General features: G+C 68.6%; 26 protein-coding genes. 15 read left to right on the top strand and 11 right to left on the bottom strand.

Going from position 1 to position 26,205, the window contains the following annotated elements; all coding sequences use genetic code 11:
• The first annotated feature begins 250 nt into the window (after positions 1-250).
• The 5 genes from QMG86_RS28865 to puuE are packed head-to-tail and all read left to right on the top strand — an operon-like array spanning position 251 to position 7,008.
• Positions 251-1,093 carry an FAD binding domain-containing protein gene (locus QMG86_RS28865; RefSeq protein ID WP_281875894.1) on the top strand — a complete coding sequence of 281 codons (843 nt, stop codon included), beginning with the start codon at positions 251-253 and terminating at the stop codon, positions 1,091-1,093.
• Positions 1,093-3,840: a molybdopterin-dependent oxidoreductase gene (locus QMG86_RS28860; RefSeq protein WP_281875893.1), complete on the top strand. Its 2,748-nt coding sequence runs from the start codon at positions 1,093-1,095 to the stop codon at positions 3,838-3,840. The genes QMG86_RS28865 and QMG86_RS28860 overlap by 1 nt, the downstream gene beginning before the upstream one ends.
• On the top strand, positions 3,837-5,054 hold the full coding sequence (locus tag QMG86_RS28855) for a DUF6986 family protein (protein WP_281875892.1): 1,218 nt from the start codon (positions 3,837-3,839) through the stop codon (positions 5,052-5,054). The genes QMG86_RS28860 and QMG86_RS28855 overlap by 4 nt, the downstream gene beginning before the upstream one ends.
• The gene (gene alc / locus QMG86_RS28850) at positions 5,051-6,058 is read left to right on the top strand and encodes an allantoicase (RefSeq protein ID WP_281875891.1); all 1,008 of its coding nucleotides are present in this window, start codon (positions 5,051-5,053) and stop codon (positions 6,056-6,058) included. The genes QMG86_RS28855 and alc overlap by 4 nt, the downstream gene beginning before the upstream one ends.
• Positions 6,055-7,008: an allantoinase PuuE gene (gene puuE, locus QMG86_RS28845; protein WP_281875889.1), complete on the top strand. Its 954-nt coding sequence runs from the start codon at positions 6,055-6,057 to the stop codon at positions 7,006-7,008. Before alc ends, puuE begins: the two co-directional genes overlap by 4 nt.
• A gap of 231 nt (positions 7,009-7,239) precedes the next feature.
• On the opposite strand, the gene QMG86_RS28840 is transcribed toward puuE, so the two are convergent.
• The 5 genes from QMG86_RS28840 to QMG86_RS28820 all read right to left on the bottom strand — a co-directional run bounded on the left by QMG86_RS28840 (position 7,240) and on the right by QMG86_RS28820 (position 9,743).
• Positions 7,240-7,665 (bottom strand): hypothetical protein, encoded by a 426-nt coding sequence (locus tag QMG86_RS28840; RefSeq protein WP_281875888.1) that lies wholly within the window; start codon positions 7,663-7,665, stop codon positions 7,240-7,242.
• Between the two features lie 31 nt (positions 7,666-7,696).
• A complete protein-coding gene (locus tag QMG86_RS28835; RefSeq protein ID WP_281875887.1) occupies positions 7,697-8,152 on the bottom strand; it encodes a hypothetical protein in 456 nt (151 codons plus the stop codon).
• A 268-nt stretch (positions 8,153-8,420) separates the two neighbouring features.
• Positions 8,421-8,564, bottom strand: coding sequence for a DUF397 domain-containing protein (locus tag QMG86_RS28830; RefSeq protein WP_281875886.1), 144 nt, complete (start codon positions 8,562-8,564; stop codon positions 8,421-8,423).
• 91 nt (positions 8,565-8,655) lie between these two features.
• Positions 8,656-8,865 (bottom strand): DUF397 domain-containing protein, encoded by a 210-nt coding sequence (locus QMG86_RS28825; protein WP_281875884.1) that lies wholly within the window; start codon positions 8,863-8,865, stop codon positions 8,656-8,658.
• The gene (locus tag QMG86_RS28820; protein ID WP_281875882.1) at positions 8,862-9,743 is read right to left on the bottom strand and encodes a helix-turn-helix domain-containing protein; all 882 of its coding nucleotides are present in this window, start codon (positions 9,741-9,743) and stop codon (positions 8,862-8,864) included. The genes QMG86_RS28825 and QMG86_RS28820 overlap by 4 nt, the downstream gene beginning before the upstream one ends.
• A gap of 207 nt (positions 9,744-9,950) precedes the next feature.
• On the opposite strand from QMG86_RS28820, the gene QMG86_RS28815 reads away from it, so the two are divergent.
• The 8 genes from QMG86_RS28815 (at position 9,951) to QMG86_RS28780 (ending at position 17,757) form a co-directional block, all read left to right on the top strand.
• Positions 9,951-10,340, top strand: coding sequence for a hypothetical protein (locus QMG86_RS28815; protein ID WP_281875881.1), 390 nt, complete (start codon positions 9,951-9,953; stop codon positions 10,338-10,340).
• Positions 10,340-10,711, top strand: coding sequence for a hypothetical protein (locus QMG86_RS28810; protein ID WP_281875880.1), 372 nt, complete (start codon positions 10,340-10,342; stop codon positions 10,709-10,711). Before QMG86_RS28815 ends, QMG86_RS28810 begins: the two co-directional genes overlap by 1 nt.
• On the top strand, positions 10,693-11,049 hold the full coding sequence (locus QMG86_RS28805) for a hypothetical protein (RefSeq protein ID WP_281875879.1): 357 nt from the start codon (positions 10,693-10,695) through the stop codon (positions 11,047-11,049). Before QMG86_RS28810 ends, QMG86_RS28805 begins: the two co-directional genes overlap by 19 nt.
• Positions 11,050-11,568: 519 nt before the next feature.
• Positions 11,569-12,858 carry an isocitrate lyase gene (gene aceA / locus QMG86_RS28800; protein ID WP_174183431.1) on the top strand — a complete coding sequence of 430 codons (1,290 nt, stop codon included), beginning with the start codon at positions 11,569-11,571 and terminating at the stop codon, positions 12,856-12,858.
• A 297-nt stretch (positions 12,859-13,155) separates the two neighbouring features.
• Entirely contained in the window at positions 13,156-14,025 is an 870-nt protein-coding gene (locus tag QMG86_RS28795; protein ID WP_195084172.1) for a 3-hydroxybutyryl-CoA dehydrogenase, read from the top strand.
• 334 nt (positions 14,026-14,359) lie between these two features.
• Positions 14,360-16,666 (top strand): 5-methyltetrahydropteroyltriglutamate--homocysteine S-methyltransferase, encoded by a 2,307-nt coding sequence (metE, locus tag QMG86_RS28790; protein WP_281875876.1) that lies wholly within the window; start codon positions 14,360-14,362, stop codon positions 16,664-16,666.
• Positions 16,667-16,768: 102 nt separating this feature from the next.
• Positions 16,769-17,191: a VOC family protein gene (locus QMG86_RS28785; protein WP_281875874.1), complete on the top strand. Its 423-nt coding sequence runs from the start codon at positions 16,769-16,771 to the stop codon at positions 17,189-17,191.
• Positions 17,191-17,757 carry a TetR/AcrR family transcriptional regulator gene (locus tag QMG86_RS28780; protein WP_281875872.1) on the top strand — a complete coding sequence of 189 codons (567 nt, stop codon included), beginning with the start codon at positions 17,191-17,193 and terminating at the stop codon, positions 17,755-17,757. The genes QMG86_RS28785 and QMG86_RS28780 overlap by 1 nt, the downstream gene beginning before the upstream one ends.
• Here QMG86_RS28780 and QMG86_RS28775 read toward each other — a convergent pair.
• Complete coding sequence (locus QMG86_RS28775; protein WP_281875871.1) at positions 17,747-19,072, bottom strand: tetratricopeptide repeat protein; 1,326 nt, start codon at positions 19,070-19,072, stop codon at positions 17,747-17,749. The genes QMG86_RS28780 and QMG86_RS28775 overlap by 11 nt on opposite strands.
• A 113-nt stretch (positions 19,073-19,185) precedes the next feature.
• Positions 19,186-19,752 carry a TetR/AcrR family transcriptional regulator gene (locus tag QMG86_RS28770; RefSeq protein WP_281875869.1) on the bottom strand — a complete coding sequence of 189 codons (567 nt, stop codon included), beginning with the start codon at positions 19,750-19,752 and terminating at the stop codon, positions 19,186-19,188.
• A 122-nt stretch (positions 19,753-19,874) separates the two neighbouring features.
• Between QMG86_RS28770 and QMG86_RS28765 the strand changes: the two genes are divergently transcribed.
• Positions 19,875-21,167 (top strand): phthiocerol/phthiodiolone dimycocerosyl transferase family protein, encoded by a 1,293-nt coding sequence (locus QMG86_RS28765; protein WP_281875868.1) that lies wholly within the window; start codon positions 19,875-19,877, stop codon positions 21,165-21,167.
• A 14-nt stretch (positions 21,168-21,181) separates the two neighbouring features.
• Here QMG86_RS28765 and QMG86_RS28760 read toward each other — a convergent pair whose 3' ends face one another.
• Positions 21,182-22,372, bottom strand: a complete 1,191-nt coding sequence (locus QMG86_RS28760; protein WP_281875867.1) for an AI-2E family transporter — start codon at positions 22,370-22,372, stop codon at positions 21,182-21,184.
• 72 nt (positions 22,373-22,444) lie between these two features.
• Complete coding sequence (locus QMG86_RS28755) at positions 22,445-23,497, bottom strand: NAD(P)-dependent alcohol dehydrogenase (RefSeq protein WP_281875866.1); 1,053 nt, start codon at positions 23,495-23,497, stop codon at positions 22,445-22,447.
• 160 nt (positions 23,498-23,657) lie between these two features.
• Here QMG86_RS28755 and QMG86_RS28750 point away from each other — a divergent pair, with 160 nt between their 5' ends.
• A complete protein-coding gene (locus tag QMG86_RS28750; protein WP_281875865.1) occupies positions 23,658-24,779 on the top strand; it encodes a S1C family serine protease in 1,122 nt (373 codons plus the stop codon).
• 6 nt (positions 24,780-24,785) lie between these two features.
• On the opposite strand, the gene QMG86_RS28745 is transcribed toward QMG86_RS28750, so the two are convergent.
• Entirely contained in the window at positions 24,786-25,352 is a 567-nt protein-coding gene (locus QMG86_RS28745; protein ID WP_281875864.1) for a vitamin K epoxide reductase family protein, read from the bottom strand.
• A complete protein-coding gene (locus QMG86_RS28740; RefSeq protein WP_281875862.1) occupies positions 25,349-26,128 on the bottom strand; it encodes a DsbA family protein in 780 nt (259 codons plus the stop codon). The genes QMG86_RS28745 and QMG86_RS28740 overlap by 4 nt, the downstream gene beginning before the upstream one ends.
• Between the last annotated feature and the right edge of the window lie 77 nt (positions 26,129-26,205).

Below are 26,205 nucleotides of genomic sequence, written 5' to 3'. Positions count from 1 at the left end.
CCTGCCCGACTGGGCGAGGTGTCGTGCCTGGTCAGGTGGAACGAGCGATACTGAAGCAGTGTCGGCTCGGACGGCTCGTAGCGGCCGGGCGGGAGCCGTGGTGGACGGAATGCTCGACCGGGGATGGTTCCCGCCCGCGGGCGGCCGTCGTGTGGCGAGATAACGGCCGCGCAATCTGATGTGCGTCGCGCGCAATATGGCGGCAACCGACTGGCTCTACGGTGACGGAGAGGCAGGAACGAGGTGAGACGTGGACCTGGACACGATCCGCGAGGTGGTGATCGCCCGCGAGCGGGCGGACCTGGCGGCGCTCGGCCCGTCGGCCGCGGTGCTCGCCGGAGGGACCTTCCTGTTCTCCGAGCCGCAGCATCGACTGGTGCGGCTGGTGGACATCACCGGCTTGGGGTGGCCTTCGTTCGAGATCCGGGACGACGGACTGGAGATCGCGGCGACCTGCACCCTGGCCGAGTTCGCCGGCGCGGCGCCGGGACGCGAGCTGGGGATGCCGGTGCTGCACGAGCCGTGGCCGGGGACCGCGCTGTTCGCACGGTCGTGCCGGGCGCTGCTGGCCTCGCACAAGATCTGGCGCACCGCCACCGTCGGGGGGAACGTCTGCCTCGCCCTGCCCGCGGGCGCGGTGCTCGGCGCGCTGGTCGCGCTCGACGGGAAGGCGCAGGTATGGGCTGCGGACGGTGCCGATCGGAGCATTCCGCTGCGGGAGTTCGTCCTGGCGCCGGGACGCACGGTGTTGCGGCCCGGTGACGTGTTGCGCTCGATTCACTTGCCGCGGTCGAGTCTGCTGGCGCGCACGAGTTTCCGGAAGATCGCGCTCGCTCCGCTGGGCCGTTCCGGCTCCGTGGTGATGGGACGGCGGGAACGGGACGGCCGCGGCGCGATCACCATCACGGCCGCCACGACCAGGCCCGTCGTCCTGGACTTCGCCGAGCCGCTCACCGCGGACGCGATCAGCGACGCCGTGGACGGCATCGATCCCGCCCTCTGGTTCGACGATCCGCACGGCTCGCCCGAGTGGCGCGCGCACGTCACCGGGATGCTCGCCCACGAGGTCGCCGCCGAACTGCGGGAATCCTGATGCGGTTCGAAGTGGACGGCAGGACCGTCGACGTCACGGCGCGGCCGGGCCAGTGCCTGCGGACGGCGCTGCGGGACAGTGGCGCCCTGGCGGTGAAGAAGGGGTGCGACACGGGCGATTGCGGAGCCTGCTCGGTGCTGGTCGACGGAATGACGGTGCACTCCTGCGTCTTTCCCGCGTATCGCGCCGACGGGCGTTCCGTCGTCACCGCCGCCGGGCTCGGGACGCCCGAGCACCCGCACCCGGTGCAGCGCCGGTTCGTCGACAACGCCGCCTTCCAATGCGGGTTCTGCACCGCGGGCATGGTGGTCACGGCAGCGGGGCTCCGGGGTGGTGAGCAGGTCGACGTGCCGGGCGACGAACTGGCCGAATTGATGAAAGGGAACCTCTGCCGCTGCACGGGTTACCGCGCCATCCGCGCGGCGCTGGGCGAGCCGACCGTCACCGGCGGGGGCTCCGGTGGCGGTGCCTTGGCCGGGCCGCGCCTCGTGTCCGGCAGCGAGCCGTTCACGCTGGACCTACCGCAGGTCGGCTCGCGCGCGGAGGATCGGTCACGAGTCGGCGAGAGCGCGCCGCCGACCGCTCCGCTGCACCTCGCCGTGCTGACCAGCCCGCACCCCCACGCGCGCATCCGCTCGATCGCCACTGCCGCCGCCGAGGCGCTGCCGGGCGTGCACGCGGTATTCACCCATGCCGATGCGCCGGACGTGCCGTTCTCCACCGCGCGGCACGAAGCGCGCACCGACGACCCCGACGACACCTACGTGCTCGACCGGACCGTCCGGTTCGTGGGGCAGCGGGTGGCCGCGGTGGTGGCCGACAGCGTCGCGATCGCCCGTGAGGCATGCCGCTTGCTGGAAGTCGACTACGAGGTGTTGCCCGCCGTCTTCGAGCCGGAAGACGCGCTGCGCGCCGACGCGCCGAAACTGCACGGCGACAAACCGGCCTCGGCCCGGATCGCCGATTCCGCCCGCAACCTGATCGCCGAGCTGCACGGGGAGGTGGGCGATGTCGCGGCGGGACTGACCGCCGCGGCTCAGGTAGTGCGAGGTGTCTGGTACTCCCCACGCGGACAGCACGTGCACTTGGAGACGCACGGCGGGGTCGGCTGGCTGGACGACGCCGGACGGCTCGTCATCCGGTGCAGCACGCAGGTGCCGTTCCTGGTCCGCGACGAACTGTGCCGGCTGTTCGGGCTGGACGCGGCGCAGGTGCGGGTGCTCGCGGCCAGGGTCGGCGGCGGATTCGGCGCGAAGCAGGAGATGCTGGCCGAGGACCTGATCGCGCTGGCCGTGCTGCGCACCGGCAGACCGGTGCAGTACGAGTTCACCCGCTCCGACGAGTTCACCTCCGCCACGTGCCGTCATCCGATGCGGGTCGAGGTGACGGCGGGGGCCGACGCCACCGGTGTACTCACCGCCTTGGCCGTCGACGTACTCGCCGACACCGGCGCTTACGGCAACCACAGCGGCGGCGTGATGTATCACGGCGTCGGCGAGTCGGTGGAGCTGTACCGCTGCGCCAACAAGCGGGTCGACGCGCGGGTGGTGTACACCAACAACGTCCCTTCCGGCGCGTTCCGCGGCTACGGCCTCGGGCAGGTGATCTTCGCGGTGGAGTCGGCGCTGGACGAGCTGGCGCACGCGCTCGGCATGGACCCGTTCGAACTGCGCCGCCGCAACGTCGTGGTGCCCGGCGACCGGTTCGTCGGCGCGGCGGTGAACGAGAGCGACCTCATGTTCGGCAGCTACGGCCTGGACCAGTGCCTGGACCTCGCCGAACGGGCGCTGCTGCGCGGCAACGACGTGCATGCGCCCGGCCCCGAGTGGCGGGTGGGCACCGGCATGGCCGCCGCGATGATCGCGACCGTCCCGCCGCGCGGCCACCGGTCGGCGGCGACGGCCGCGCTGTTGCCCGACGGTCGCTACGAGATCCGCTGCGGTACAGCGGAATTCGGCAACGGCACGACGACGGTGCACGCGCAGCTCGCGGCCACCGCGCTGGACACCGAGATCGCCCGCATCGTGGTCCGGCACGCCGATACCGACCTGGTGGACCACGACACCGGCGCGTTCGGCTCCACCGGCATCGTGGTCGCGGGCAAGGCCGTGTACGCGGCGGCGTGCGCGTTGCGCGGGCTCCTGCTGGCCAGAGCGGCCGAACTGGCGGGCGTCCCGGAGCGGGACTGCGCGCTGACCTCCGGCGGCGTGCACTGCGGTGACCGGTTGCTTCCCGCGGCCGAACTGCTGACCGGCGGCGATCTCGTCGCTCACGCCGAGCACGGGGGCAGCCCCAGGTCGGTGAGCTTCAATGTGCAGGCATTCCGCGTCGCCGTGCATCCCGGCACCGGGCAGGTGCGCATCCTGCAGTCGATCCAGGCCGCCGACGCGGGGACGGTGCTCAACCCGGTGCAGTGCCGCGGGCAGGTCGAGGGCGGTGTCGCGCAGGCCGTCGGCACCACGCTGTACGAGGACATGCGTAGCGCGCACGGCGTGGTCGGCGCGCGGACCCTGCGGCACTACCACGTGCCGCAGTTCGCCGACGTGCCGCGCACGGAGGTCTACTTCGCCGAGACCGCCGACGCGCTCGGCCCGCTGGGCGCCAAGTCGATGAGCGAATCGCCGTACAACCCGGTCACGCCCGCGCTCGCCAACGCGATCCGCGACGCGGTCGGCGTGCGGCTGTACCGGCTGCCGATAACCGCGGACCGGGTCTGGGCCGCACTGCGGGAGAAGGGATCACGATGACGAAGGTGCCGGAGAACGTCCGCGCGCGGATCGAGTCGATGCTCGACACGGTGGACACCGAACTGCGCCGCAGGTATCCCGGATCGAACGGCCGCTCGCAACCGATCCACACCGTGTACGTCCCGGCCGACCGGGTCGCGGAGGAGACTCCGCGGGAGTGGGGCGCGGCCGCGGTCGAACTGCTCGACCGCCACCACGATCTGCTGGCCTCCCTCGACGCCAGCGGCTCACTTCCCGACGTGCGTAAACGACTGGAGTCGGACCCGGTTCAAGATCTGCGCATCGACTTCGAGGACGGCTACGGCCTGCGCGCCGACGCCGAGGAGGACCGCGCGGCCACGGCGGCGGGTGCGGTGCTCGCGGCCTGGGCGCGGCGCTCCGCGGGTCCGGCGAGCAGCGGCATCCGGATGAAGGGCTTGGGCGGCGGCGAGCGTCGTCGTGCGCTCCGCACGCTGGATCTCGTGTTGGAGGGCGTGGGCGGGGTGCCCCCGGGCTTCGTCTTCACCGTGCCGAAAGTGCGTGCCGTACAGCAGGTTTCGGCTCTGGTTCAGCTGTGCGTCGGGGTGGAGCGCGCGTACGGCATCGCCGAGGGCAGTCTGCGCTTCGAACTGCAGATCGAGAGCCCGCAGGCGATCCTGGGCGCGGACGGCACGGCCCCGGTAGCCGCCATGCTCACTCTCTCCGAAGGTCGTTGTAGCGCATTACATTTCGGCACCTACGACTACACTGCCGCCTGTGGCGTCGCCGCGCCGGATCAAGCGCTCGACCACCCGGCCGCCGACTACGCCAAAGCGGTGATGCAGGTGGCGGCCGCGCAGACCGGGGTGTGGGTGTGCGACGGATCCACGCAGATCGTGCCCGACGGCGATCCCGCGGCCGCGCTGCGCAACCACCACCGGCTGGTCACCCGGGCGTTGCGGCGGGGGTACTACCAGGGCTGGGACATGCATCCGGGCCACCTGGTCACCCGCTGGCTGGCCACCTTCGACTTCTTCCGCCGGGCGATCGACGTCGCGGTTCCGCGCCTGCTGGACTACCTGGCTCGGCGCGGCGGCGACGTCGTCGACGAACCCGCCACCGCCGAAGCGCTGGCCGCGACCGTGCTGCGCGGCATCGAGTGCGGCGCCCGCCCGGACGCCGGCGCTGCGGAACTCACCGAGGCGGTCCTGCGTGCCCTGGCGGCACGGGCGCCGCTGCCTGCGGAGACGCCGTGACGGGCCATCCGAACGGGGTCATCCCGGGAGACGCCGGGCGCGAGGACGCGGAGTTCACCCTGCTGCCGGATCTGGCGGTCCGGCCGCTCGGCGGCTCGGTGATCTGGGCGAACGACGAATTCTTCGCGGAGAAGGAGAACCTGATCAACCCCGGCCCCGCGCAGTACCGTCCGTCCACCTTCGGGCACAAAGGGCAGATCTACGACGGCTGGGAGACCCGCAGGCACCGCGGGCAGCCCGGCGACGACGCCGCGATCGTGCGGCTCGGCGTGCCGGGCGTGATCCGCGGCATCGTCGTGGACACCGCGTGGTTCAAGGGCAACTATCCGCCCGCCGTCTCGGTGTCCGCGTTGGAGATCGAGGACTATCTTCCAGCGGAAGCCATTGCCGCGCGTGATGATTGGGTGATGCTGGTCGATCGCTCCCCGGTCGCGGGGGACAGCCGCAACCTGTTCCCGGTCGAGAACGAGAAGCGCTGGACCCACGTGAAACTCGCGATGCACCCGGACGGCGGCGTGGCCAGGCTGTGCGTGCACGGCGAGGGCAGGCCCGATCCGCGTCTGCTCGGGCTCCGCCCGCTGGATCTGGCCGCCTTGGAGAACGGCGCGCTGGTGCTGGACTGCTCCAATCGCTTCTACAGCTCGCCCAACCAGCTGCTGTATCCCGGCTGGGCCCGGTCCATGGGTGAGGGCTGGGAGACCGCCCGGCGCCGGGACGACGGCAACGACTGGGTGCGCATCCGCCTGGCCGGACCCGGACTGATCCGGCTCGCCGAACTGGACACCTCCTACTTTCTCGGCAACAGTCCGGGCGCCGCCCGGCTCACCGGCCGCACCAACGACGGCACCGAGCTGGAGCTGTTGCCGCGCACCGCCCTGCTACCCGACACCAGGCACCGGTTCCCGATCGCGCCGATGGCCGCGTCCGTGGAGGAAGTGCGCCTGGACATCTACCCGGATGGCGGATTGGCGCGGCTGCGACTGTACGGCGAGCTCGGCGCATGAGCGAGCGAAAGTCGATACCGCGCGTCGCGCCTGCCGGAGCCGAGCGTACTGCAAGGGATTTCGTCGGGTACGGCCCGAACCCGCCGGACCCGCGATGGCCGGGTGAGGCGCGGATCGCGGTCCAATTCGTGCTCAATTACGAAGAGGGCGGCGAGAACAATGTCCTCGACGGCGACGAACACTCCGAAACGTTCCTCTCGGAGATGACGCCCGCCGAAGCGTTCCCGAACCGTCATATGAGCATGGAGTCGCTTTACGAGTACGGCTCCCGCGCCGGGCTGTGGCGGGTGCTGCGCGTCTTCGAGCGACGCGGACTGCCACTGACGATATTCGCGGTGGCCCGCGCGCTGCAACGCAACCCCGAGGCGGTGGCGGCCTTCCGGGAACTGGACCACGAGATCGCCTGCCATGGCCTGCGGTGGAAGTCCTACCAGCTCACCGATCGCGATACCGAACGCGCGCACATGGCCGAGGCGGTGCGCATCCTCACCGAGCTGACCGGCGCGCCGCCGCTGGGCTGGTACACCGGCCGCGACTCCCCGAATACCAGAGAACTGGTGGTCGAGCACGGCGGCTTCGCCTACGACGCGGATTCCTACGCCGACGACCTGCCCTATTGGGTGCGCGTACACGACCGCGACCACCTGGTGGTGCCCTACACCCTGGACACCAACGACATGCGCTTCGCCTCACCCGCCGGTTTCCCCACCGGCGAACAGTTCTTCGCCCACGTCCGTGACGCCTTCGACGTCCTCTATCGCGAAGGCGCCGAAGGCAGTCCGAAAATGCTCTCGATCGGCCTGCACTGCCGCCTCATCGGCCGCCCCGCCCGCGCCGCCGCCCTGGAGCGCCTACTCGACCACATCCAGTCCTACGACCAGGTCTGGATCACCCGCCGCATCGACATCGCCGAACACTGGCGCGCGGTCCACCCCCCGCCCGCCTCCTGAGTGGTTCGCGAGTGGCACATGGTTGCGGCATACGTCGAGAAGGCCCCACGCTGGTGTGCCACTCACGGTCTGCGGTCAGGGGCGTTTCGGGTCAGAATTCGAATAGGGCGGTGGTGATAGCGGAGTCTATGGCGGCGCGATTGTCAGTAGGAATCTGCTGGTTGTAAACCGCACTACATTCGTTGACGTGAATAGTGCGATGCGATGCGATCGAAGTGGGCTCATGCCGTGCTAAATGTATCGGGAAGCGTCGAACGGCGGCCAACCTCCGATCGTGAATTCTACGTAATCATGTCCTGGGACCTTCGAGCTCAGCACGCCGTTCTGGAATTCCAGTGTGTAGCGTATTACCGGCTCCCCGAACGGATTGATGGGAATCGAAATCGAAATCCCTGACTCGATAAGCGATTTCACGATAGCAAGGATGTCGGATAGCTCGAACGGGTCGTCTCGTGGTGCCAGGAATGACACATTGAGTCCGAGATCAACGCGAATTCCCTCCTCTTGTTTGGTCAAGGCGATGGATAACCCTGATCCGCCTCTGGGAATCGCTGTAACGATATCCGAACCTTCATCGAACAAGATGTGCCCGGCGGTCCTGTACTCTGTCGACATCCACGAATACAAGTCCGACATGACATGATCGAAATCATCCACGAAGTCTAGCCACCCTTCCTTTGCCGGCGAATCAGCAGGTCACCGTCGATCGTGGCCCAAACCCATTCTGATAGTTCTTAGTTGTCTTCCCGTCCACGGTCAGATACCCTTCTGCTACTCCGATGTACTCCCCTGGTACGCAGGGGGTTCCATTCTGCGACATGACGGTATATTTCTTTCCTGCTGTAGGCGAGTACACTGTTCTCTGAGCAATGCTGCTCTCGATACGAACCCACTCCGCCCCGTCCACTTTGACGTAGTAGATGAACACATCTGCGCGTTCGACATCACCCTGGCAGATGAGCGTTCCTTTGACGTCCATCAGGCCAGGTGAACCTTTCGATTGATGCACATTGTGAACGTTGACCTCGCAGCTGCCGACACCGGCGCTTGCAACACCCGTTCCAACGCCCAAAATCCATCCAGCGGATAAGATTAGAACTGCTCCGAGAAATTTCCACAACTGCACATTTGAATAGAAGCGCATCGAGTACATCGTTCCCCCTGTCTCGGATGCATATTCCGAGGTAGATCCCAGACTCAGGTTACGTATCGACTTCCGCATGGTCAAGGTTGAAACCTATTGACAGCGTGGGTCTCTGGCTCGCGGCAACGACATGTGCGCTGATCTCGACGAGGGGATAGGCTGAGCCCGCAAGGAATGTCTGGACTGCGACTCGTCGGGGATCGACGGCTGACCTGCCGAACCACTCCGTTAGTGTTTCCGGCGTCGTCATCGACTCCGAGAACCGAGGTCAGGCGGGCGGGTGGAACTGCCCGTACTGCACGCCAGAGATGACGGCGTCCCACGCGCCTGGAGTGAAGACCAGCGCCGGGCCGGTGGGGTCCTTGGAATCACGGACTCCGACCATGCCGCCGTCGAGGTGCGCAACCTCCACGCAATCTCCGCCGGTGCCGTGAACCTCCTGGACGGCGGCCGGCTCGGTGGTGGGTAGTGCCCCGACGGCGTCGTCTATGGGGGAAGCGTGCTCACTCTGAGAAGTCGAACCCACCATCGGTGATTGTTGCTGTGAAGGTATCCCACTCGGAGGGTGTGAAGATCAACGCTGGTCCGGTGGAGTTCTTGGAGTCGCGAACCCCGACCATGCCTCCGGTGAGATGTGCGACCTCGACGCAGTCCTTGCCCGTGCCGCTGCGGCTGCTCTTGAACCACTTCGCCGTCGATAGGTCGGCACTCACGCTCCGTACTCCTCTGCAATTACCACCAGCAGCGCCCTGGACTCGTCCTCGTTCAGTGCCGCACTCTCGACACTTGATCGCGCGGTCTGGTACTGATCGATCTCGTCGGGTTTGTCCAGGTACAGCGCCCCAGTGTAGCCCTCTACGTAGACCACAGGCGGCTCGGTCAACGACGGGTTCGGGTGTTCGGGAAACTCGAGCAATACAAAGGAACCTGCCTCTAGCCCGAGGTAGGAACCGGCGGTCAGCGGAACGATTCGGATGGATACGTTCGGCAAGCCGCTCAGTTCCGCTAAGTGACTGGACTGGGCTGCCATGACCGCAGCGCCACCGATCTGGTGGCGCAACGTCGCCTCGCTCAGTCTCACGTCCAGGCTGAATCGGTCAGGTGGTTCCTGAAGGCGTGTTTGTCGTTTGGTGAGCAACTCTATGTGCCGGTCGATTGCGTCATCGGTCAACGCTGGGATGAAAGCTTTGGCAACGGCACGTCGGTAGTCGGCTGTCTGCACCAAACCTGGGAGCAGGGTCAATTGGAACGACGTGACACGGCAGGCGGCCTGTTCGAGCACGACGAACAAGTCTGTGTTCGCAAACATCGCGTCGCTGTAAGACTGCCACCAGCCGGTCTTGCGTGCCTCTTCCGCCAGCCACAGCAGCGCCTGCCGGTCGTCGTCACTCGCGTCGTACACGTCGCACAGCGCTCGGATCACCATCTTCTTGACCATGGCGACCTGGCCGTTCTCCAAGCGCCACAACGTTTGCGAACTCATCTCGGACAGCTTGGCCGCCTTGTCCCTGGTGAGTCCGGCGTTCTCGCGCAGCTCGAGGAGGCGTCGAGCCAGCAGTCTGCGCGGAAGAGTCGTCGTCTGGGCTGCCACGCGAACCCCCCACCTTTCGTTAGCAGTGCTATGAAGTCATTCCAGTTGATCTGGAGTGAATCTGTCTGTGTCCAATCATATTGTTATCACTCCATTTTCGGGCTGAATGATGCTGTACTCGGTGTGCGCCAGGCGGCTGGGGCGCTCGCGGGAACCGCGCCGTGCCGCAGGTCGGACGTATCGCTACGAAGATGCTGGGGGTTATCGATGAACAGGCAAGTCGTGGATGTCGGGTCGTGTCTTCGCTCGGCCGCGAGTGGAGAAGAGCCGAAAGCGATCGGGCTGGTTCGCGGTGACGTGTCCGGCGCGGACGCACCGCGGCATGCCGACGCGGTGCAGCGGCATGCTCGCACGCTCGGCTATCACTACGTCTACACGGTTCGTCCGCCGGTCGACGTCGCTGATCCGGTCGGGTACGTGCTCGCGATCGCGAGTGGGCTCGCGATCGAGGCGATCGTTGTCTTCGGTCTCGAGCAGGTGGACAACCAGCCCGCCTTGGTCTGCGATGTGGGGTTCGATCTGGAAACCGTTTGCCCGCAGAGCACGTGGGCGCGGTCGGCGCAGACTTCTCCGACCGCCGGAGCGGGGGCGGCGTGATGCATCGACACGTGATCCTGGCTCCGCCGCGCGTCTGCGCGTCCGCTGATCTCGAGCTGGCGCACCAGCAGATGCAGCGTCACCGTGCCTGCCGGATCGAGCGGTGCGGCTGGAAGTGGGTCGCCTACTCCACGCTGGTGCAGAGCGGCCGGATCGTTCCGCAGCGGTTCAGCCCGCGAGAACGCGCTCATCGTCGCGGTATCGCTTTCCCGCTCGACCACAGCGGGCGTGGACCGGCGCTCGAAGGGACGCCGGAAGTGGCGACCTTTCAGCAGGTGCTCGACGGGCTCGCGCAGTTGGCGCTGTCTCCGGCGGGCGCGGACAACGGCTGTGCTGTGGAAGGCGAGCAGCCGTGGGCGTCTGGCAGATAGTGCACAGCATTCTCGCGGTGGTCGGGGGTGGCGCGTTCGTCGTGGTCGGCGTCGCTTGTGTCTGGCCGATCGCCCGGCCGCGCCGTCCCGGCCCCGCGCGCGGACCTGCGCGGGCGCGTTGTTCGTTGCGGCCGGTGGTCTGGCCGGAGGCGTGGACATGTAATCGTCCGGGGCAGTCGTTCACGCTCTCTGATGCTCATCGCGCGATGCAGTTGCATCGCGACCACGACTGCCCTCGCAAGCGCGCCGCGTTCGCGGCATTGATCGCGGCCGGGCGCATCACGCCGGACTCCGCGCGACGACACCGGCTATGGGGATGGCCCGAGGAATCCGACTGACGGCTTTGTGGGCGCATGGCGGGTGCCGAGAAGCGGGCATAGCGGGCAGCTGCGGAGGGCGCATGGCGGGCAGCTGCGGAGCGCGCATCGCGGGCGGAGAAGACGCGCTCCGGTTCGGAACCGAGGAAGCCGGGCGATCATTGCCGGTGATCGACGCGTGGCGTGGGCCACAGGAGTTCTGTGAAGGTCCTCACAGTTGGGAATGGTGGCGCCGGGGTAAGGGGACCCGCCCGGTGATCGCTAACAGTACGAGCGTTACGCTAAAACCCCACGTCAGGGCTACCAGCCAGTAGATTGCACCTTTGCAATTCGGTGGCAAATTTTGCAGGGTTAGCAAAGCCTGTTGAAAACCTAGCTTAGATTCACATTAACAACAGGTAGACGGCCATTTCTTCGTGTGCCATCGTGTGGAAGTACACCCCAAGGGCCTAGCAAGCCTGCAAATTGCCGCTCCAGCAGTACGAGCTGCCTCGTAGCTCGACCGGGCGGCATGGACCGAACGAAGAAGTGGAGTCACAGATGTCGACCACCGGCACCCCGAGGACCGCCGCGGAAATCCAGCAGGATTGGGACACCAACCCCCGCTGGAAGGGCGTCACCCGTAACTACACCGCGGAGCAGGTGTCGAAGCTCCAGGGCACCGTCGTCGAGGAGCACACCCTCGCTCGCCGCGGCTCGGAGATCCTGTGGGATCTCGTCAACAACGAGGACTACATCAACTCCCTCGGCGCCCTCACCGGCAACCAGGCGGTCCAGCAGGTCCGCGCCGGCCTGAAGGCCATCTACCTGTCGGGTTGGCAGGTCGCCGGTGACGCGAACCTGTCCGGCCACACCTACCCCGACCAGTCGCTGTACCCGGCCAACTCGGTGCCGTCGGTGGTCCGCCGCATCAACAACGCGCTGCTGCGCGCCGACGAGATCGCCAAGGTCGAGGGCGACACCGCCGTCTCCAACTGGCTGGCCCCGATCGTCGCCGACGCCGAGGCCGGCTTCGGTGGCGCGCTGAACGCCTACGAGCTGCAGAAGGCCATGATCGCCGCCGGCGCCGCCGGTGTGCACTGGGAGGACCAGCTGGCCTCCGAGAAGAAGTGCGGCCACCTGGGCGGCAAGGTGCTGATCCCGACCCAGCAGCACATCCGCACCCTGACCTCCGCGCGTCTGGCCGCCGACGTCGCCGACGTGCCGTCGGTGATCATCGCCCGCACCGACGCCGAGGCCGCCACCCTGATCACCTCGGACGTGGACGAGCGCGACCGTGAGTTCCTGGACGGCACCCGCACCCCCGAGGGCTTCTTCGGTGTGAAGAACGGCATCGAGCCCTGCATCGCGCGTGCCAAGGCCTACGCCCCCTACGCCGACCTCATCTGGATGGAGACCGGCGTGCCGGACCTCGAGGTCGCGCGCAAGTTCGCCGAGGCCGTCCGTGGCGAGTTCCCGGACCAGCTGCTGGCCTACAACTGCTCGCCGTCCTTCAACTGGAAGGCCCACCTGGACGACGCGACCATCGCGAAGTTCCAGCGTGAGCTCGGCGCGATGGGCTTCAAGTTCCAGTTCATCACCCTGGCCGGCTTCCACTCGCTCAACTACGGCATGTTCGACCTGGCCTACGGCTACGCCCGCGAGGGCATGACCGCCTTCGTCGACCTGCAGGAGCGCGAGTTCAAGGCCGCCGCCGAGCGTGGCTTCACCGCCATCAAGCACCAGCGTGAGGTCGGCGCGGGCTACTTCGACACCATCGCCACCACGGTCGACCCGAACACCTCCACCGCGGCGCTCAAGGGTTCCACCGAAGAGGGCCAGTTCCACTGAGTTGACGGGCCGCGCCCCGGGCGCGGCTGGTCGAATGTCCCGCGCGTCGTGGACCGCGCAGAGAAACGACGCGCGGGGCATTCGAAAACACATCAGGTGCTTGCCGAGGGAAGTGAGGTTCCCGACGTGAAAACCGACATTCCTCTACTCCGGTAGGGGTGTACTGCCCTCCCCGCTGAACAGCCCCGGCGGGGAGGGCATCCCTATACCTTGGACCATCGAAGGGCGCGCTCACACCGGAGCGACACCTTCGCAGACCAGCCACCCCAGAGCCAGACAACCCAGCAGGAGCGGGACGTGAGCAGCGAAAAGATCCAACGCGTCGGCATCATCGGCGCCGGCCAGATGGGCGCAGGAATCGCGGAGGTGTGTGCCAGGGCGCACGTCGACGTACTGGTGTACGAGCAGACCCGGGAACTGGCCGCGGCGGGCCGCGCGCGCATCCTGCGGTCCCTCGATCGTGGCGTCAGCAGCGGCAAGATCACCGAGCGCGAACGCGAACAGGCCGCCTGGCGCCTGCGGTTCACCTCCGACCTCGGCGATTTCGCCGACCGCCAGCTGGTGGTCGAGGCGGTGCTCGAGGACGAGAAGGTCAAGACGAGCATCTTCGCCGAACTCGACAAGGTCGTCACCGACCCCTCGGCCGTGCTGGCCTCCAACACCTCCTCCATCCCGATCATGAAGATCGCGGTCGCCACGGCGAACCCCGAGCGCGTGGTCGGCATGCACTTCTTCAACCCCGTCCCGGTGCTGCCGCTCGTCGAGCTGGTCACCACGCTCAAGACCAGCGAGTCGGTCTCCACGCGGGCCGAGGCCTTCGCCGGCGACGTGCTCGGCAAGCAGGTCGTGCGCTCGGCCGACCGTTCCGGCTTCGTGGTCAACGCGCTGCTGGTGCCGTACCTGCTGTCGGCGATCCGCATGGTCGAGTCCGGCTTCGCCACCAAAGAGGACGTCGACAAGGCGATGGTGCTCGGCTGCGCCCACCCGATGGGCCCGCTGGCATTGACCGACCTGGTCGGCCTCGACACCGTGAAGTCCATCGCCGACTCGATGTACGGCGAGTTCAAGGAGCCGCTGTACTCGGCGCCGCCGCTGCTCATGCGCATGGTGGAGGCGGGACTGCTCGGCAAGAAGACCGGCGCGGGTTTCTACCAGTACCGGGCCTGATTTTGCGGCGCCTGCGGCGCTGCGTGTTCGCGGCCCCCGGGAGTCTCGCGTCCGAGTGTCCGCCGTTCACGCCTGCGGCGCATGCGCGACGGACGCTCGCACGCGAGACGGGCCGCGAACGGTGCTCGTAAGACTCGCACCCGACGGCACCGCCCGACCTCGATGCGGAGCCGGCCAGAAGTCGGTGTCGTCGAGCCGGTGACGGCAATCGGCATAAGCTGCACAACAGCCGGGCCATGGCAACGGTTCGGCTGGGTATCCGGAGCGCAGCGCCGGATCGATCCGTCGATCTCGGCAAGGGCCGCGCAGGTGATCGAAAGAAGGTATCCCGCTCATGGTGAACGTGACCGACGGCTACGGGTCGAGCATCCTCGGCTATCCCAGAATCGGGCCGCACCGCGAGCTCAAGCGGGCGCTGGAGGCCTACTGGCACGGTTCGCTCGATCGCGAGGAATTGCTGGCGGTGGGCCGCGAGATCCAGGAGACCCAGTTCAACGAGCTGGCCGCCACGGGCCTGACCCAGGTGCCGGGCAACACCTTCTCGTTCTACGACCACGTGCTGGACAACGCGCTGCTGTTCGGCGCGGTGCCGAGGCGGTTCGAGCCGTACCGCGAGGGCCTGCATCCGCTGGACTTCTACTTCCTCATGGCGCGCGGCCGCCCGGACCTGCCGCCGCTGGAACTGGTTCGGTTCTTCGGCACGAATTACCACTACCGCCAGCCGGAAGTGGACGCCGACACCGAGTTCTCGCTGCATCCCGAGGCCCTGCTCGACGAATTCGATCGCGCGAAGGCGGTCGACATCGAACTGCGGCCGGTCGTGATCGGCCCGGTGTCGTTGCTGCTGTTGTCCAAGGCGGGCCACATCCCCGGCGAGTCGGGCGGATTCGACACGCTGAGCCTGCTGGACAAGCTGCTGCCGGTCTACGAGGAACTGTTCGAGATCCTCGCCAAGCGCGGCGCCACCTGCGTGCAGCTGGACGAGCCCGCGTTCACCAGCGAGCGCACGCCCGCCGAGCTGGCGGCGTTCGAGGCGGCCTATCACCGGCTGGGCAGGGCTCCGCTGCGCCCGCGCATCCTGGTCACCGGCCAGTACGGCGATTTCGGTGAGGCGCTGACCATTCTCGCAGGCACCAACGTCGAGGCGATCGGCTTGGACCTGGCCAGCCACCGGATTCGTCCCGAGGATCTCGCCGAGGTGCCCGGCATCCGTCGCAAGCGCCTGTACGCGGGGGTGATCAGCGGACGCAACGTGTGGCGCGCGGACCGCTACGTCACGCTGGAATACCTCAACGAGCTGGCCCAGGTGTGCCCGGACCTGGTCGTCTCGACCGGGACCACGCTGCTGCACGTGCCCTACGACCTGCTGATCGAATACGACATCGAGGGCCACGTCGCCGACCGGCTTGCGTTCGCGAAACAGAAGGTGGGCGAGGTGGTCTCGCTCGCCAAGGCGCTCACCGAAGGCCCGTCGGACAAGTGGCGCAAGCGGCCCACCGAGGTGCACTTCAAGCAGAAGCACGCGGTGCGGCAGCGGGTCTACGCGGTCACGCCGGACATGCGCTCGCGGGAGCCCTACGAGGTGCGCCGGGAAGCCCAGCAGCGCAAGCTGAACCTGCCGCCGGTGCCCGCGACCACGCTCGGTTCGTTCCCGCAGACCGCCCGGATCCGTCAGGCGCGCTACGAACTCGGTCAGGGCCGGTTGTCCTACGAGGAGTACCGCAAGCGGATCGAAGCCGAGATCGAGGCGACGATCCGCTTGCAGGAGGACATCGGCCTGGATGTGCTGGTGCACGGCGAGCACGAGCGCAACGACATGATCCAGTACTTCGCCGAGCTGCTCGACGGCTTCGCGACCACCCACTTCGGCTGGGTGCAGGTGTACGGGTCGCGGTGTGTGCGGCCGCCGATCATCTACGGCGACGTCTCGCGCCCCGCGCCGATGTCGGTGGAGTGGATCACCTACGCGCAGTCGCTCACCGACAAGCCGGTCAAGGGCATGGTCACCGGTCCGGTCACGATGATCGCCCGTTCCTTCGTCCGGCAGGACCAGCCGCTGCACGAGACCGCCGACCAGGTGGCGCTGGCCATCCGGGACGAGGTGGTGGACCTGGAGAAGGCGGGCATCGCGATCATCCAGGTCGACGAGCCCGCGATCCGGGAAATGCTGCCGCTGCGGCCGGAGGGCCGCGCCGAGTACCTGCGCTGGGCGATCGGCGCGTTCCGGCTGGCCACCTCCGGGGTGCAGGCGGAGACCCAGATCCACACGCACATCGGCTATTCCGGCCGCGCCGAGGTGGTCGAGGCGATCGAGCAGCTCGACGCCGACGTCACCGCCATCGTGGCGACCCGCTCGATCGAGTGGGTGCTGCGGGCGCTGAAGGAGGACTGCGCCTCCGGGCACGGCCTGAGCCACGGCGTCGGCCCCGGCGTGTACGAGAGCCGGTCGGCGCGCATCCCGGACATCGACGAGCTGGACGAATTGCTCACCGCGGCGGCCGCGGCCGTGACGCCGCAGCGGTTGTGGGCCAATCCCGACGGCGGTCTGAAGACCCGGCACTACTGGCAGCTCGAACCGTCGCTGCGGAACATGGTCGCCGCGGCGCGCCGCATCCGCAGGCGGGTGGAGTCCGCCGAGTAGGGACAGACACGCACCGAGGGCCGTCTACGTTCGACCGGACGAGGCGGCCCTCGCCATATTCCGACCTCATTTCAGTACAGTACGTACTGTATTGTTTCGGGTGTGGACACCGACAACAGCTGGCCGGAATCGCTGCGCGTCGCGCAGGTCCGGATCGCCCGCCCGACCGACCGGCTCGACGAGGTGGTGCGGTTCTATGTCGACGGGCTCGGCCTGCGCGAGCTCTACCGATTCCGTGACCACGCCGGCTACGACGGGGTGATGCTCGGCTTGCCCGGAGCCGCCTACCACTTGGAATTCACCACCCACGTGCACGGCAGCCCCGGCGACGCGCCCAGCGCGGAGAACCTGCTGGTGCTCTACTTCGCGGGCGAGACGGACATGTACGACGTGGCGCAGCGGCTCGGCGAGTTCGGCGTCGAACCGGTGCCAGCCGAGAATCCGTTCTGGGCGGCCAACGGCGGCTTGACCTTTCCCGATCCGGATGGCTGGCGCGTCGTGCTGATGCCGCGGCCGGTCTTCTGATGGCGGGACGAACCCGCGACGACCGCATCGACGCCGCGGTGCTCGCTGCCGCGCGGGAACTGCTCGACGAGGTCGGATACGCGGATCTGTCCATCGGCCAGGTCGCGGCCAAGGCGGGTCTGCACCGTCCCGCGATCTACCGCAGGTGGCCTTCGAAGCGGCATCTGGTGGTCGACGTGGTCGCCGGACTGCTGGGCCTGCACCCCACCCAGGACACCGGCGACCTGCGCGCCGACCTGACCCGCGCGATGCGCGATCTCGTCGCCGCACTGCGCGACACCTCGCTGCACCGGGTACTGCCCGCGCTGGTCGCCGACTTGGCGGGGGACGAGCGGTTGCGTGCCCACTTCCTGAGCACCGTCTTCGAACCGCGGCGGCGGACCACGGCGACAGCGCTGCGAGCGGCCGTCGCGCGCGGCGAAGTGGACCCCGGCATCGATCTGGACTTCGTGCTGGACGCGGTCGCCGCGCCGATCTACTACCGAGCGTTGTTCGGGCACCTGCCGCTGACCGACGAACTCGCCGAGCAGTCGGTCGCGGCGGTGCTCAGCGCGATCACCCGCTGACGGCGGGCAGCGCGCTGAGCGTCGCGAGCACTTCGGTGGCGGCGTTGGCCACCGCCTCGGCCTCGGCCATGGCCAGTGCGGCCGATGTCGCGGCACGCACACGCGGCAGCAGCGCCAAGCAGGCCGCGGCGGCGGCGCGGTCGGCCGTGGTGAGCTCGGCGTCGTCTTCGGCGGCGGATTGCCATGCCGCGGTGGCCATCACCTCGTGCAGCCAGTTGAGCAGCTCCAAGCGCAGCGGTTGCGGCTCGCGCACCCAGGCGCGGGCATAGGCCACGTCGGTGCGCTCGTGCAGCAGGGCGCCGAGCACGACCTCGGCGGCGGGCGCGGTGACGGAGTAGATCGATCCCTGGTGCAGGACGGCGGAGAAGAGGAAGACGATGCCGCGCACCTGGTCCTCGACGGCCGTCCCGATCAGGTCGGCGAGCATGGCCGGAGCATCGACCGCCGGTCCGTCGGCGTGCGCCAGCGCCGCCCAGTCCGTCTCGCGCAGCACGGTCGCGGCGCGTTCGTGATAGATCGGCGCGAGCGCGGCCGCCGCGCGAACTCGCGCTTCGGCGTCCGTCGAGTCGAGCGCACGCTGGAAGGCCGCCAGCGCCACGTCCGGCTCACCGAGCCGCTCGCTGAACACTCCGACGTCGAAGCTGGCGCGTGCGGCGACCGCGGGATCGTCCGATTCGGCCAGCGACCGGCTGATCTCCCTGGCCCCCGCGAGATCGCCCGCCTCGCTCAGATGCTGGACCAGGTCACCCGCGACGATGAGCGACTGATCGGCGGGCCAGCCGTCGATGACCGTGCGGTAGGCGGCTTTCACGCCGTCCAGGTCGTCCTCGGTGCGCAGGAGGTACGCCAGGTTGGACAGCGCGAGCCGGGCGATGTCGCCGGGACCCGCCTCGATCGCGTGCCGGTAGGCCGTGCGCGCCGCGTCCGCGTCCCCGCGCTTGGCGCGTGAGTAACCGAGATTGATCCAGGCCCGCGGCGCGGCGTCGGGATGGCCGGATTCGGCGGCGCGTTCGTACATCGCTTCGGCCGCCGCGGTATCGCCGCGTTCGGCCAGCAGCAGGCCGAGGTTGTAGGCCGCGCGCGGCGCCGCGTCTTCGTGCCCGGAATCGACCGCGACGTGGTACGCGCCTTCCGCGGCGGGCTTGTCGCCCGCCGCGCTGAGCAGTCCGCCCAGCTCCGCGGCGGCCAGCGGCGCCCAGTTCGGATGGCCGGAGGCGATGGCGATCTGGAACGCCTCGCGCGCGGCCGCCACATCGTTGCGCCTGCGGTGCATCTTGCCGAGATCGAAGGCCAGGTCCGGCGGCCGCTTCAGCATTGTTCCCATCCAGCCTTCGGCACCGAGTCGGTGCGAATCCTTTCCGAGAAGTTCTACATCGGCGCGCGATCCCTGGCTACCCATGGCGTGGGATACGCCGGGCGCGGGACGGTTCAGTCCGCGCTGATCTCGTTTGCGAGCGTGCGCAATCCGGCGATCAGGTCGTCGGGCGACGGCGCGTGTTCGGGATCGACCAACCACTGAGCCATGAGTCCGCCGATCAGCGCGTGCAGCACCGCGCCTACGGCGCGGTCGGCGTCCGCACCGCGGGTCGGGCCGAACAGCTGCCAGATCTGCTCGCGCGCGCGTTCCTGTGCGGTCGCCAGCTCCGCGCGTACCTCGGGGGAGTGCAGCGCCTGCGCGATGCCTTCGATATTCGCCGACCAGAGCGGCCGGTCTTCGGTGAACGACGCGATTAGCTCGCGCCAGAAGACTTCCAGGCGTGTCGCGGGCGTATCGAGGCCGTCCTGGGGCAAGGCGGCGGCGATCCGCTGCACCGCCTCCGCGCTCGATTCGATCATCGCCTGGTTGAGCAGTTTGTCCCGGGTGCCGAAGTGGTAGTTGATCGCGGCCAGGTTGCTGCCGGAGGCGGCGACTATCTCGCGCACGGTCGTGCGTGCGTAGCCGAGCTCGGCCAAGCACTGCTTGGCCGCGGCGAGAAGGTCTTCGCGGGTTCCCACTCGAGCACCTTAGCAAGTGGCCATACGCCTGTTTCTTACGTACGTTTCAAACAGACGTATGTGACAAGCGTTTGAAACGTGCGTATGTTGGATTCGTCGCCGGTACGAGAAGGAACGAGATGATGACCGCTCAGCGCCCCCTGTCCCCATTCGAAAACAGCTACTTCGGCTCCGGCACCAGAATCGGCAGCGTGCCGGTGGGTGGCATGCCGCTGTTCGTCGGTTCGACGGTGCGAGGCGGCCTCGACGTGTCCGCGGTGCGCCGCGTACTCGCCGAACTCGCGGCCGCACATCCACTTCTGCGCAGCAACCAGGTGGTCGACGCCGAGGGTGTGAAACGCTTCCGGCGCGACGATTCCTATCGGCCGCGCTTGACGATCGCCGAGGGCGGCGAGCCCGAATACCTGGAATTGGTGAACACTCCGCAGGACTGGACCGACGGGTTGTTCCACGCGCATCTCCTGCGCGACGGCGACCGCGATCGGATCGTGCTGGCCATCCACCATGGCATCGCCGATGGCAGATCCGCTTTCGCGCTGCTCACCGAGCTGTGGGAGCGCTACACCGCACAGGTGACGGGCGCGCCCGCACCGGCGGCCGATCCGGATCAGCGGCTGCCCGAGGCGATGGACACCAGGCTGGCGCGCATCGTCTCCGACGCGGAGGTCGCGGGGCTACTCGACCTGATGCGCGCGGGCGCGGCCATGATGAGCCCCGATCTCGCGCCGCGGCACCTACCCGAACACGGCGACGGCGCGCAGCGGAACCGGTTGACCCTGGACCGTGTCGAACTGGACGACACCGAAACCGCCGCGGTGGTCGCCGCCGCGCGCGTCCACGGTGTCTCGGTGAACAGCCTGATCACCGGGGCGGCGCTCGCCGCCTTCCGCGCGCGACTGGAGTCGTCGGCCGGAGCGCTGCCGATGATCTGCGGTCACGCGGTCGACGTCCGCGCGGACCTCGTGCCGCCGCTCCCCGCGAGCACCGTCCTCAACTGCGTCTCGGGAGTCGGCACGTTCGCGCTGGTCGAATCGGAAGCCGACCCGATCGCGCTGGCGCACGCGGTGGCTTCGGGCATGCGCGCCTCGATCGAGCGCCGAGAGGCGCTGCTGATCATGCTCGCCGCCCAGCGGGTCCCCGATCCGGCGACGGCCGCGCTGTTCTCGTCGCCGAATACCTTCGCCATCTCGAATATCGGTCGCCTGCCAGCACTTTCGACCCCGCCAGGTTTGCGGATCATCCGCAACGACGTCTTCGCCATGGCGGCGGGCATGCCGCCGAAGCTGACCGTGTTCACTGTCGGCGACCGGATGACCATTCAGGTGGAGTACGACACCGCGCGCCACAGCCGGGCCCAGATGGGGGAGGTGGGCCAGGCGCTGACGCGGACGTTGGCCGCGGTTCGCGCCGCCTGACTACGCGCCCGGGCTCACTCCGCGGGCGGGCGGCGCCGCCCGGCCAGTCGAAGCGTCAACTGCCTGGCGAACTTCCGGCGGCGTTTGGGCGCAGCCCCGCGATCGATGTCGGCCTCCACGTCGGCCTCCACGTCGTAGCGGCGGATGTAGGCGCCGGCGAACGCCTGCACCGTCGCGGTGACCGGGATGGCGAGCAGTGCGCCGGTCGCGCCGAGCAGCGCCGCGCCCGCCAGCACCGCGCCGAAAGCGACGGCCGCGTGCATGTCCAAGGTGGTCGCGGTGATGCGCGGTTGCAGCACGTAGTTCTCGAATTGCTGGTAGAGCACGATGAATCCGAGAATCCACAGCGCGGTGCTCGGCCCGTGCACCAGCCCGACGATCACCGGCAGCGCACCGGCGAGATAGGTGCCGACCGTGGGGATGAACTGGGAGACCACGCCGACCCACAGCGCGAGGGCGAACGCGGACGGCACGTCCAGTATCCGCAATGTCACGTAGTGCGCCAGCGTCGAGATCAGCGCGAGCAGGCCCCGCGAGAAAATGTAGCCGCCGGTCTTCTCCACCGCGATGTCCCAGGCGCGCAACACATGCCGCTGGCGACGCGGCGGCAGCAGCGAGCAGACGGCGGTGCGGATCCGGGGGCCGTCGGCGGCGAAGTAGTAGGTGAACAGCAGGATGCCCAGCCCCTGGAAGAGCGCCCCGATCGCGGCGGTGCCGATGCCCCAGACGTTGCCCGCCAACCCGGTGAGGTAGCCCTCCAGGGTCGAACTCCAGTCGGTGGCGTACTTCTGGATGTCCGTGCTCGACAGATCCTGGTGAAAGGTGTGGTTGATCCACTCAACGCCCCGATCGGCGTATTCGGGGGCGTGCTTCACCAAGGTGGTGACCTGCTCGACCAGCAGCGCGCCCAGCGTCCAGAGAAAAGCGACCACGAGGGCCGTCAAGCCGAGGAACACCAATCCGGTCGCGGGACCGCGCCGCATACCGCGCCGCGCCAGCCAGTTCACGGCGGGCTCGATCGCGAAGGCGAGGAACAGCGAGACCAGCAGCACCGTCAGCAGGCCCTGCAGCCGCTCCAGCACCCAGAACGCCGCCAGCAACCCGGTGATCGTCGCCGCGGCCAGCAGGAACGCGCGCGGCAGCCACGGCGGCATGTCCCGGGCGCCGTTGGCGGGTGGCGTCTCGTCGTCGTCCTGCACAGGCACACCGCCAAGGTACCCACGCCGTGACCGGTTCGCGGCCGGACGACGCGGGCCGCGCCGGTGCGGCGAGCAGGCTCACATGGTGGAGACGTCGATGACGAACCGGTAGCGCACGTCGCTGGCCACCACCCGGTCGTAGGCGCCGTCGATCTCGTCGGCGGCGATCAGCTCGATCTCGGCGCCGATGCCGTGCTCGGCGCAGAAGTTCAGCATCTCCTGGGTCTGGGCGATGCCGCCGATCATCGAGCCCGCCAGCGAACGGCGGTACCCCGCGAGATTGAACGGCTTGACGCTCACCGGGTTCTCGGGAAGACCCAGGATCACCAGGGTGCCGTCCAGGTTCAGCAGGCGCACGTAGTCGTCCACGGGCAGGTCCGCCGAGACGGTGTTGAGAATCAGATCGAACCGCCCGCGCAGCTCGCGGAAGGTCTGCTTGTCGCTGGTCGCGTAGTAACCGCTGGCGCCGAAGAGTTTGCCGTCGTCCTGCTTGCTCAGCGAGTGGCTCAGCACGGTGACCTCGGCGCCCATGGCGGCCGCGAGCTTCACCCCGACGTGGCCGAGCCCACCCATGCCGATGATCGCGACCTTCTTGCCCGGTCCGGCGCCCCAGTGCCGCAGCGGCGAGTACACCGTGACGCCCGCGCACAGCAGCGGCGCGGCCACGTCCAAGCCGATTCCCTCCGGGATGGCGACCACGAAGTTCTCGGTCACCACGATCTGCGTGGAGTACCCGCCGAGGGTGTGCCCGCCGGGCTGCACCGCCGGGTCGACCGCGGTGTTGTAGGTCATGGTCGCGCCCGCGGCGCAGTACTGCTCCTCGTCGGCCAGGCACGGCGCGCAGACCCCGCAGGAATCGACCATGCAGCCGACGCCGACGCGGTCGCCGACCCGATGCCTGGTGACCGCGGATCCGACCGCGGCGACCACGCCCGCGATCTCGTGCCCCGGCACGCAGGGGTAGCGGGTCCGGCCCCACTCGTCGCGGGCGGTGTGGATGTCGGAGTGACAGATGCCCGCGAACTTGATGTCGATCAGCACGTCGTGCGGACCCAGGTCCCTGCGTTGGATCGTGACCTTCTCGAACGAGCCGTCGGAGGTGGACAGGGCGTAGGCGGCGGCAGTGCTCATGAGGACATGCCTACCGTCGCATGGGTGCGGTTGCCAACTGTGACACGAGAAGGGCGCGGTCGAGGGCCTTTTTCCGGCGCGGTCCGGCGTTCGATGATCTTCGGCGGCGTCTCCGGCGACAATGGAATCGGTGAGCGGTTTCGGCCGAGGCGGGAGAGCCATGGACGAACAACGGCAGCAATGGACCGGGGCGCGGCGCACGCCGCGCGGTGGCAGGGTGTTCGTGTCGGTCCTCACCCTCGTGCTCGCGGTCGCGGCTTTTCTCGGATATCGCGCCGATTTGCCGGACCCCGCCCCGCACGACCCCGCCGGGACCGCGGCCTCGGTCGCGTTCGCTCCGCCCGCGCCGCTGGACCCCGCAATGGTCACCGCGGCGGTGCGGCCCGCGCTGGTCAACATCAACGCCTCGGCCGAGCGGTCCGGACCAGGTGCCGCGGGATCGGGCATCGTCCTGACCGCCGACGGGGAGGTGCTCACCAGCCATCACGTGGTCAAGGGCGCGGACACCGTGACGGTCACCGACGTGGGCGACGGCAAGGTCTACGACGCGGTGGTACTCGGCTACGACGCCGAGGCCGACATCGCGCTGCTCGACTTGGCCGCCACCGGGCTGCCGGTCGCGCATATCGGCAGTTCGGCCGGGTTGCGGCTGCGGGAGGAGGTCGTGGCGATCGGCAACGCGGGGGGGACCGGCGGAACGCCGACCGCGGTGCACGGCCCCCTCACCGACTTGGACAGCGCGATCGTGGCGGTCAACGCCGCCGATCTGTCTCGCAAAGCGCTCAGCGGGATGTTGGAAGTCGCGGCGGCGGTCACGCCGGGACAGTCCGGCGGAGCCCTCGTCGATCGGAACGCCTCCGTGGTCGGTGTCATCGCGGCGGCCTCGGGCGACGGGGCGCGCCCGGCCGACCATCCCGCGAACGGCTACGCGGTGCCCATCGACGCCGCGATGCGGGTGGTCGAGCAGATCCGCTCGGGCACGCCCACCGACACCGTGCACATCGGCCCCACGGCCACCCTCGGCGTGCTCATCTCCAACGCGCTGCCGACCGGGACGGGGGCCCGGGTGGACGTGGCGATCTACGGCATGCCCGCCTATACCGCCGGTCTGGCCGCGGGGGACGTCATCACCTCCGTCGACGACCGCACGGTCACCAGCGCCCAGGCCCTGCGCGCCGCACTGAACAGGCGCAAACCCAACGACACCGTCCGATTGGGCGTCACCGGCGCGGGCGGCGCGCGCACGGTGCCGGTGGCGCTGGTCGCGGGCCCGCCGAACTGAGCCGGATCACACCAGCGACAGCCAGTAGTCCTGGAAGCGCAGGAACACCAGCAGCAGCACGACCGCGAAGAACAGCGCGACGATCGTCCACCGCCACTCGGCGAGCACGCCCATCGGGCCACGCGAGCCGCCCCACAGCTGATCGGTGCTCACCGCGAGCAGCGGTGTGATGATCGCCCAGACCACCATGCAGTACGGGCACAGCGCGTTGATCCGGTACAGGCTCTGGAAGATCAGCCAGCCGATGAAGCCGACCCCGAGCAGCGTGCCCAGCCACAGTCCGCCCCAGACCCAGCGCGGGAAACCGACCGCCGCCACCGACAGCACGCCGAGCGTCACGACGACCGAGAACCCGACGACGCCCATCAGCGGGTTCGGAAAGCCGAAGACCGCGGCCTGGTCGGTCACCATCACCGACCCGCAGGACAGGATCGGGTTGATGCTGCACGACGGCGTGTAGCCCGGATCGGTGAACAGCTTGAACCGTTCCACGGTCAGCGCCACCGCGGCCAGCCAACCGGCCAGCCCGCCGATCAACAGGACCCAGGCGGCCCGGGGTCCCGCGGTGATCATCGGCCCGCGGCGGCGTTGATCGCGGGTGCGAGGCCGCCGGTGCCGAAGATCTCCTGGCTGGACGCGACCTTCTTGCCGTTCACGAACACCGAGGGCGTCGACTGGATACCGCTTTCCAGCACGTCCTTGGTGCGGGCCTGGATGTACTTGTCGAACTTGTGGTCGGTGATGCACTGGGCGACCGCGTCGTCGGTGTATCCGGCGCTCTTGGCGATCTGCACCAGCTGGTCGTCGGGCAGACCCGCGCCGCCCTCTGGGGGCTGCTGCGCGAACATCGTCTTCAGCCACGCCTGGTACTTCGACGGGTCGGCCTCGGCGACGCAGTAGGCGGCGTTGGCCGCGCGCGTGGAGTACCGCGTGGTGGAGGCCTTGTCCAGGAAGGCGATGATGTTGTATTCGACGACCGCGGTGCCGTTGGTCACCGCGTCCTCGAGCACCTGACCGTTGGCCGCCTCGAAGGCTTTGCAGGCGGGGCACTGCAGGTCGGCGACGACGCGCACGGTGACCTTCGCGTCCGGCTTGCCGATCCGGACCGCGCCGTTGTCGGTGAGCGAACCGGGCACGCCGCCCGCGTTCGCGGTGCCGGTCGCCGTGATGGCCGGGGTGGGGCCGGGATCGTCGTTGCGGGCCTTCTTCACCGCGATGCCGATGCCGATCGCCGCGATCAGCGCGACGAGCACGGCGGCGACGGCCACCTGGATCAAGATCTTGCGGTTGCGGTCGGCGCGTTCCGCCGCCAGCAGCGGGTTCGACTTCCCACCCTGGTTTTTGCTCACCGTGCGCTCACCACGCCTTTCGCTCGCCGGACGGTTCCTGCCGCCTCGATCGTAGATCCGCCGGCCACCTTGCCCGG

The organism is Nocardia sputorum (assembly GCF_027924405.1).
GTDB lineage: Bacteria > Actinomycetota > Actinomycetes > Mycobacteriales > Mycobacteriaceae > Nocardia > Nocardia sputorum.
The sequence above is the reverse complement of the archived record's forward strand: the minus strand, read 5'-3'. Positions and strand labels throughout refer to the sequence as shown.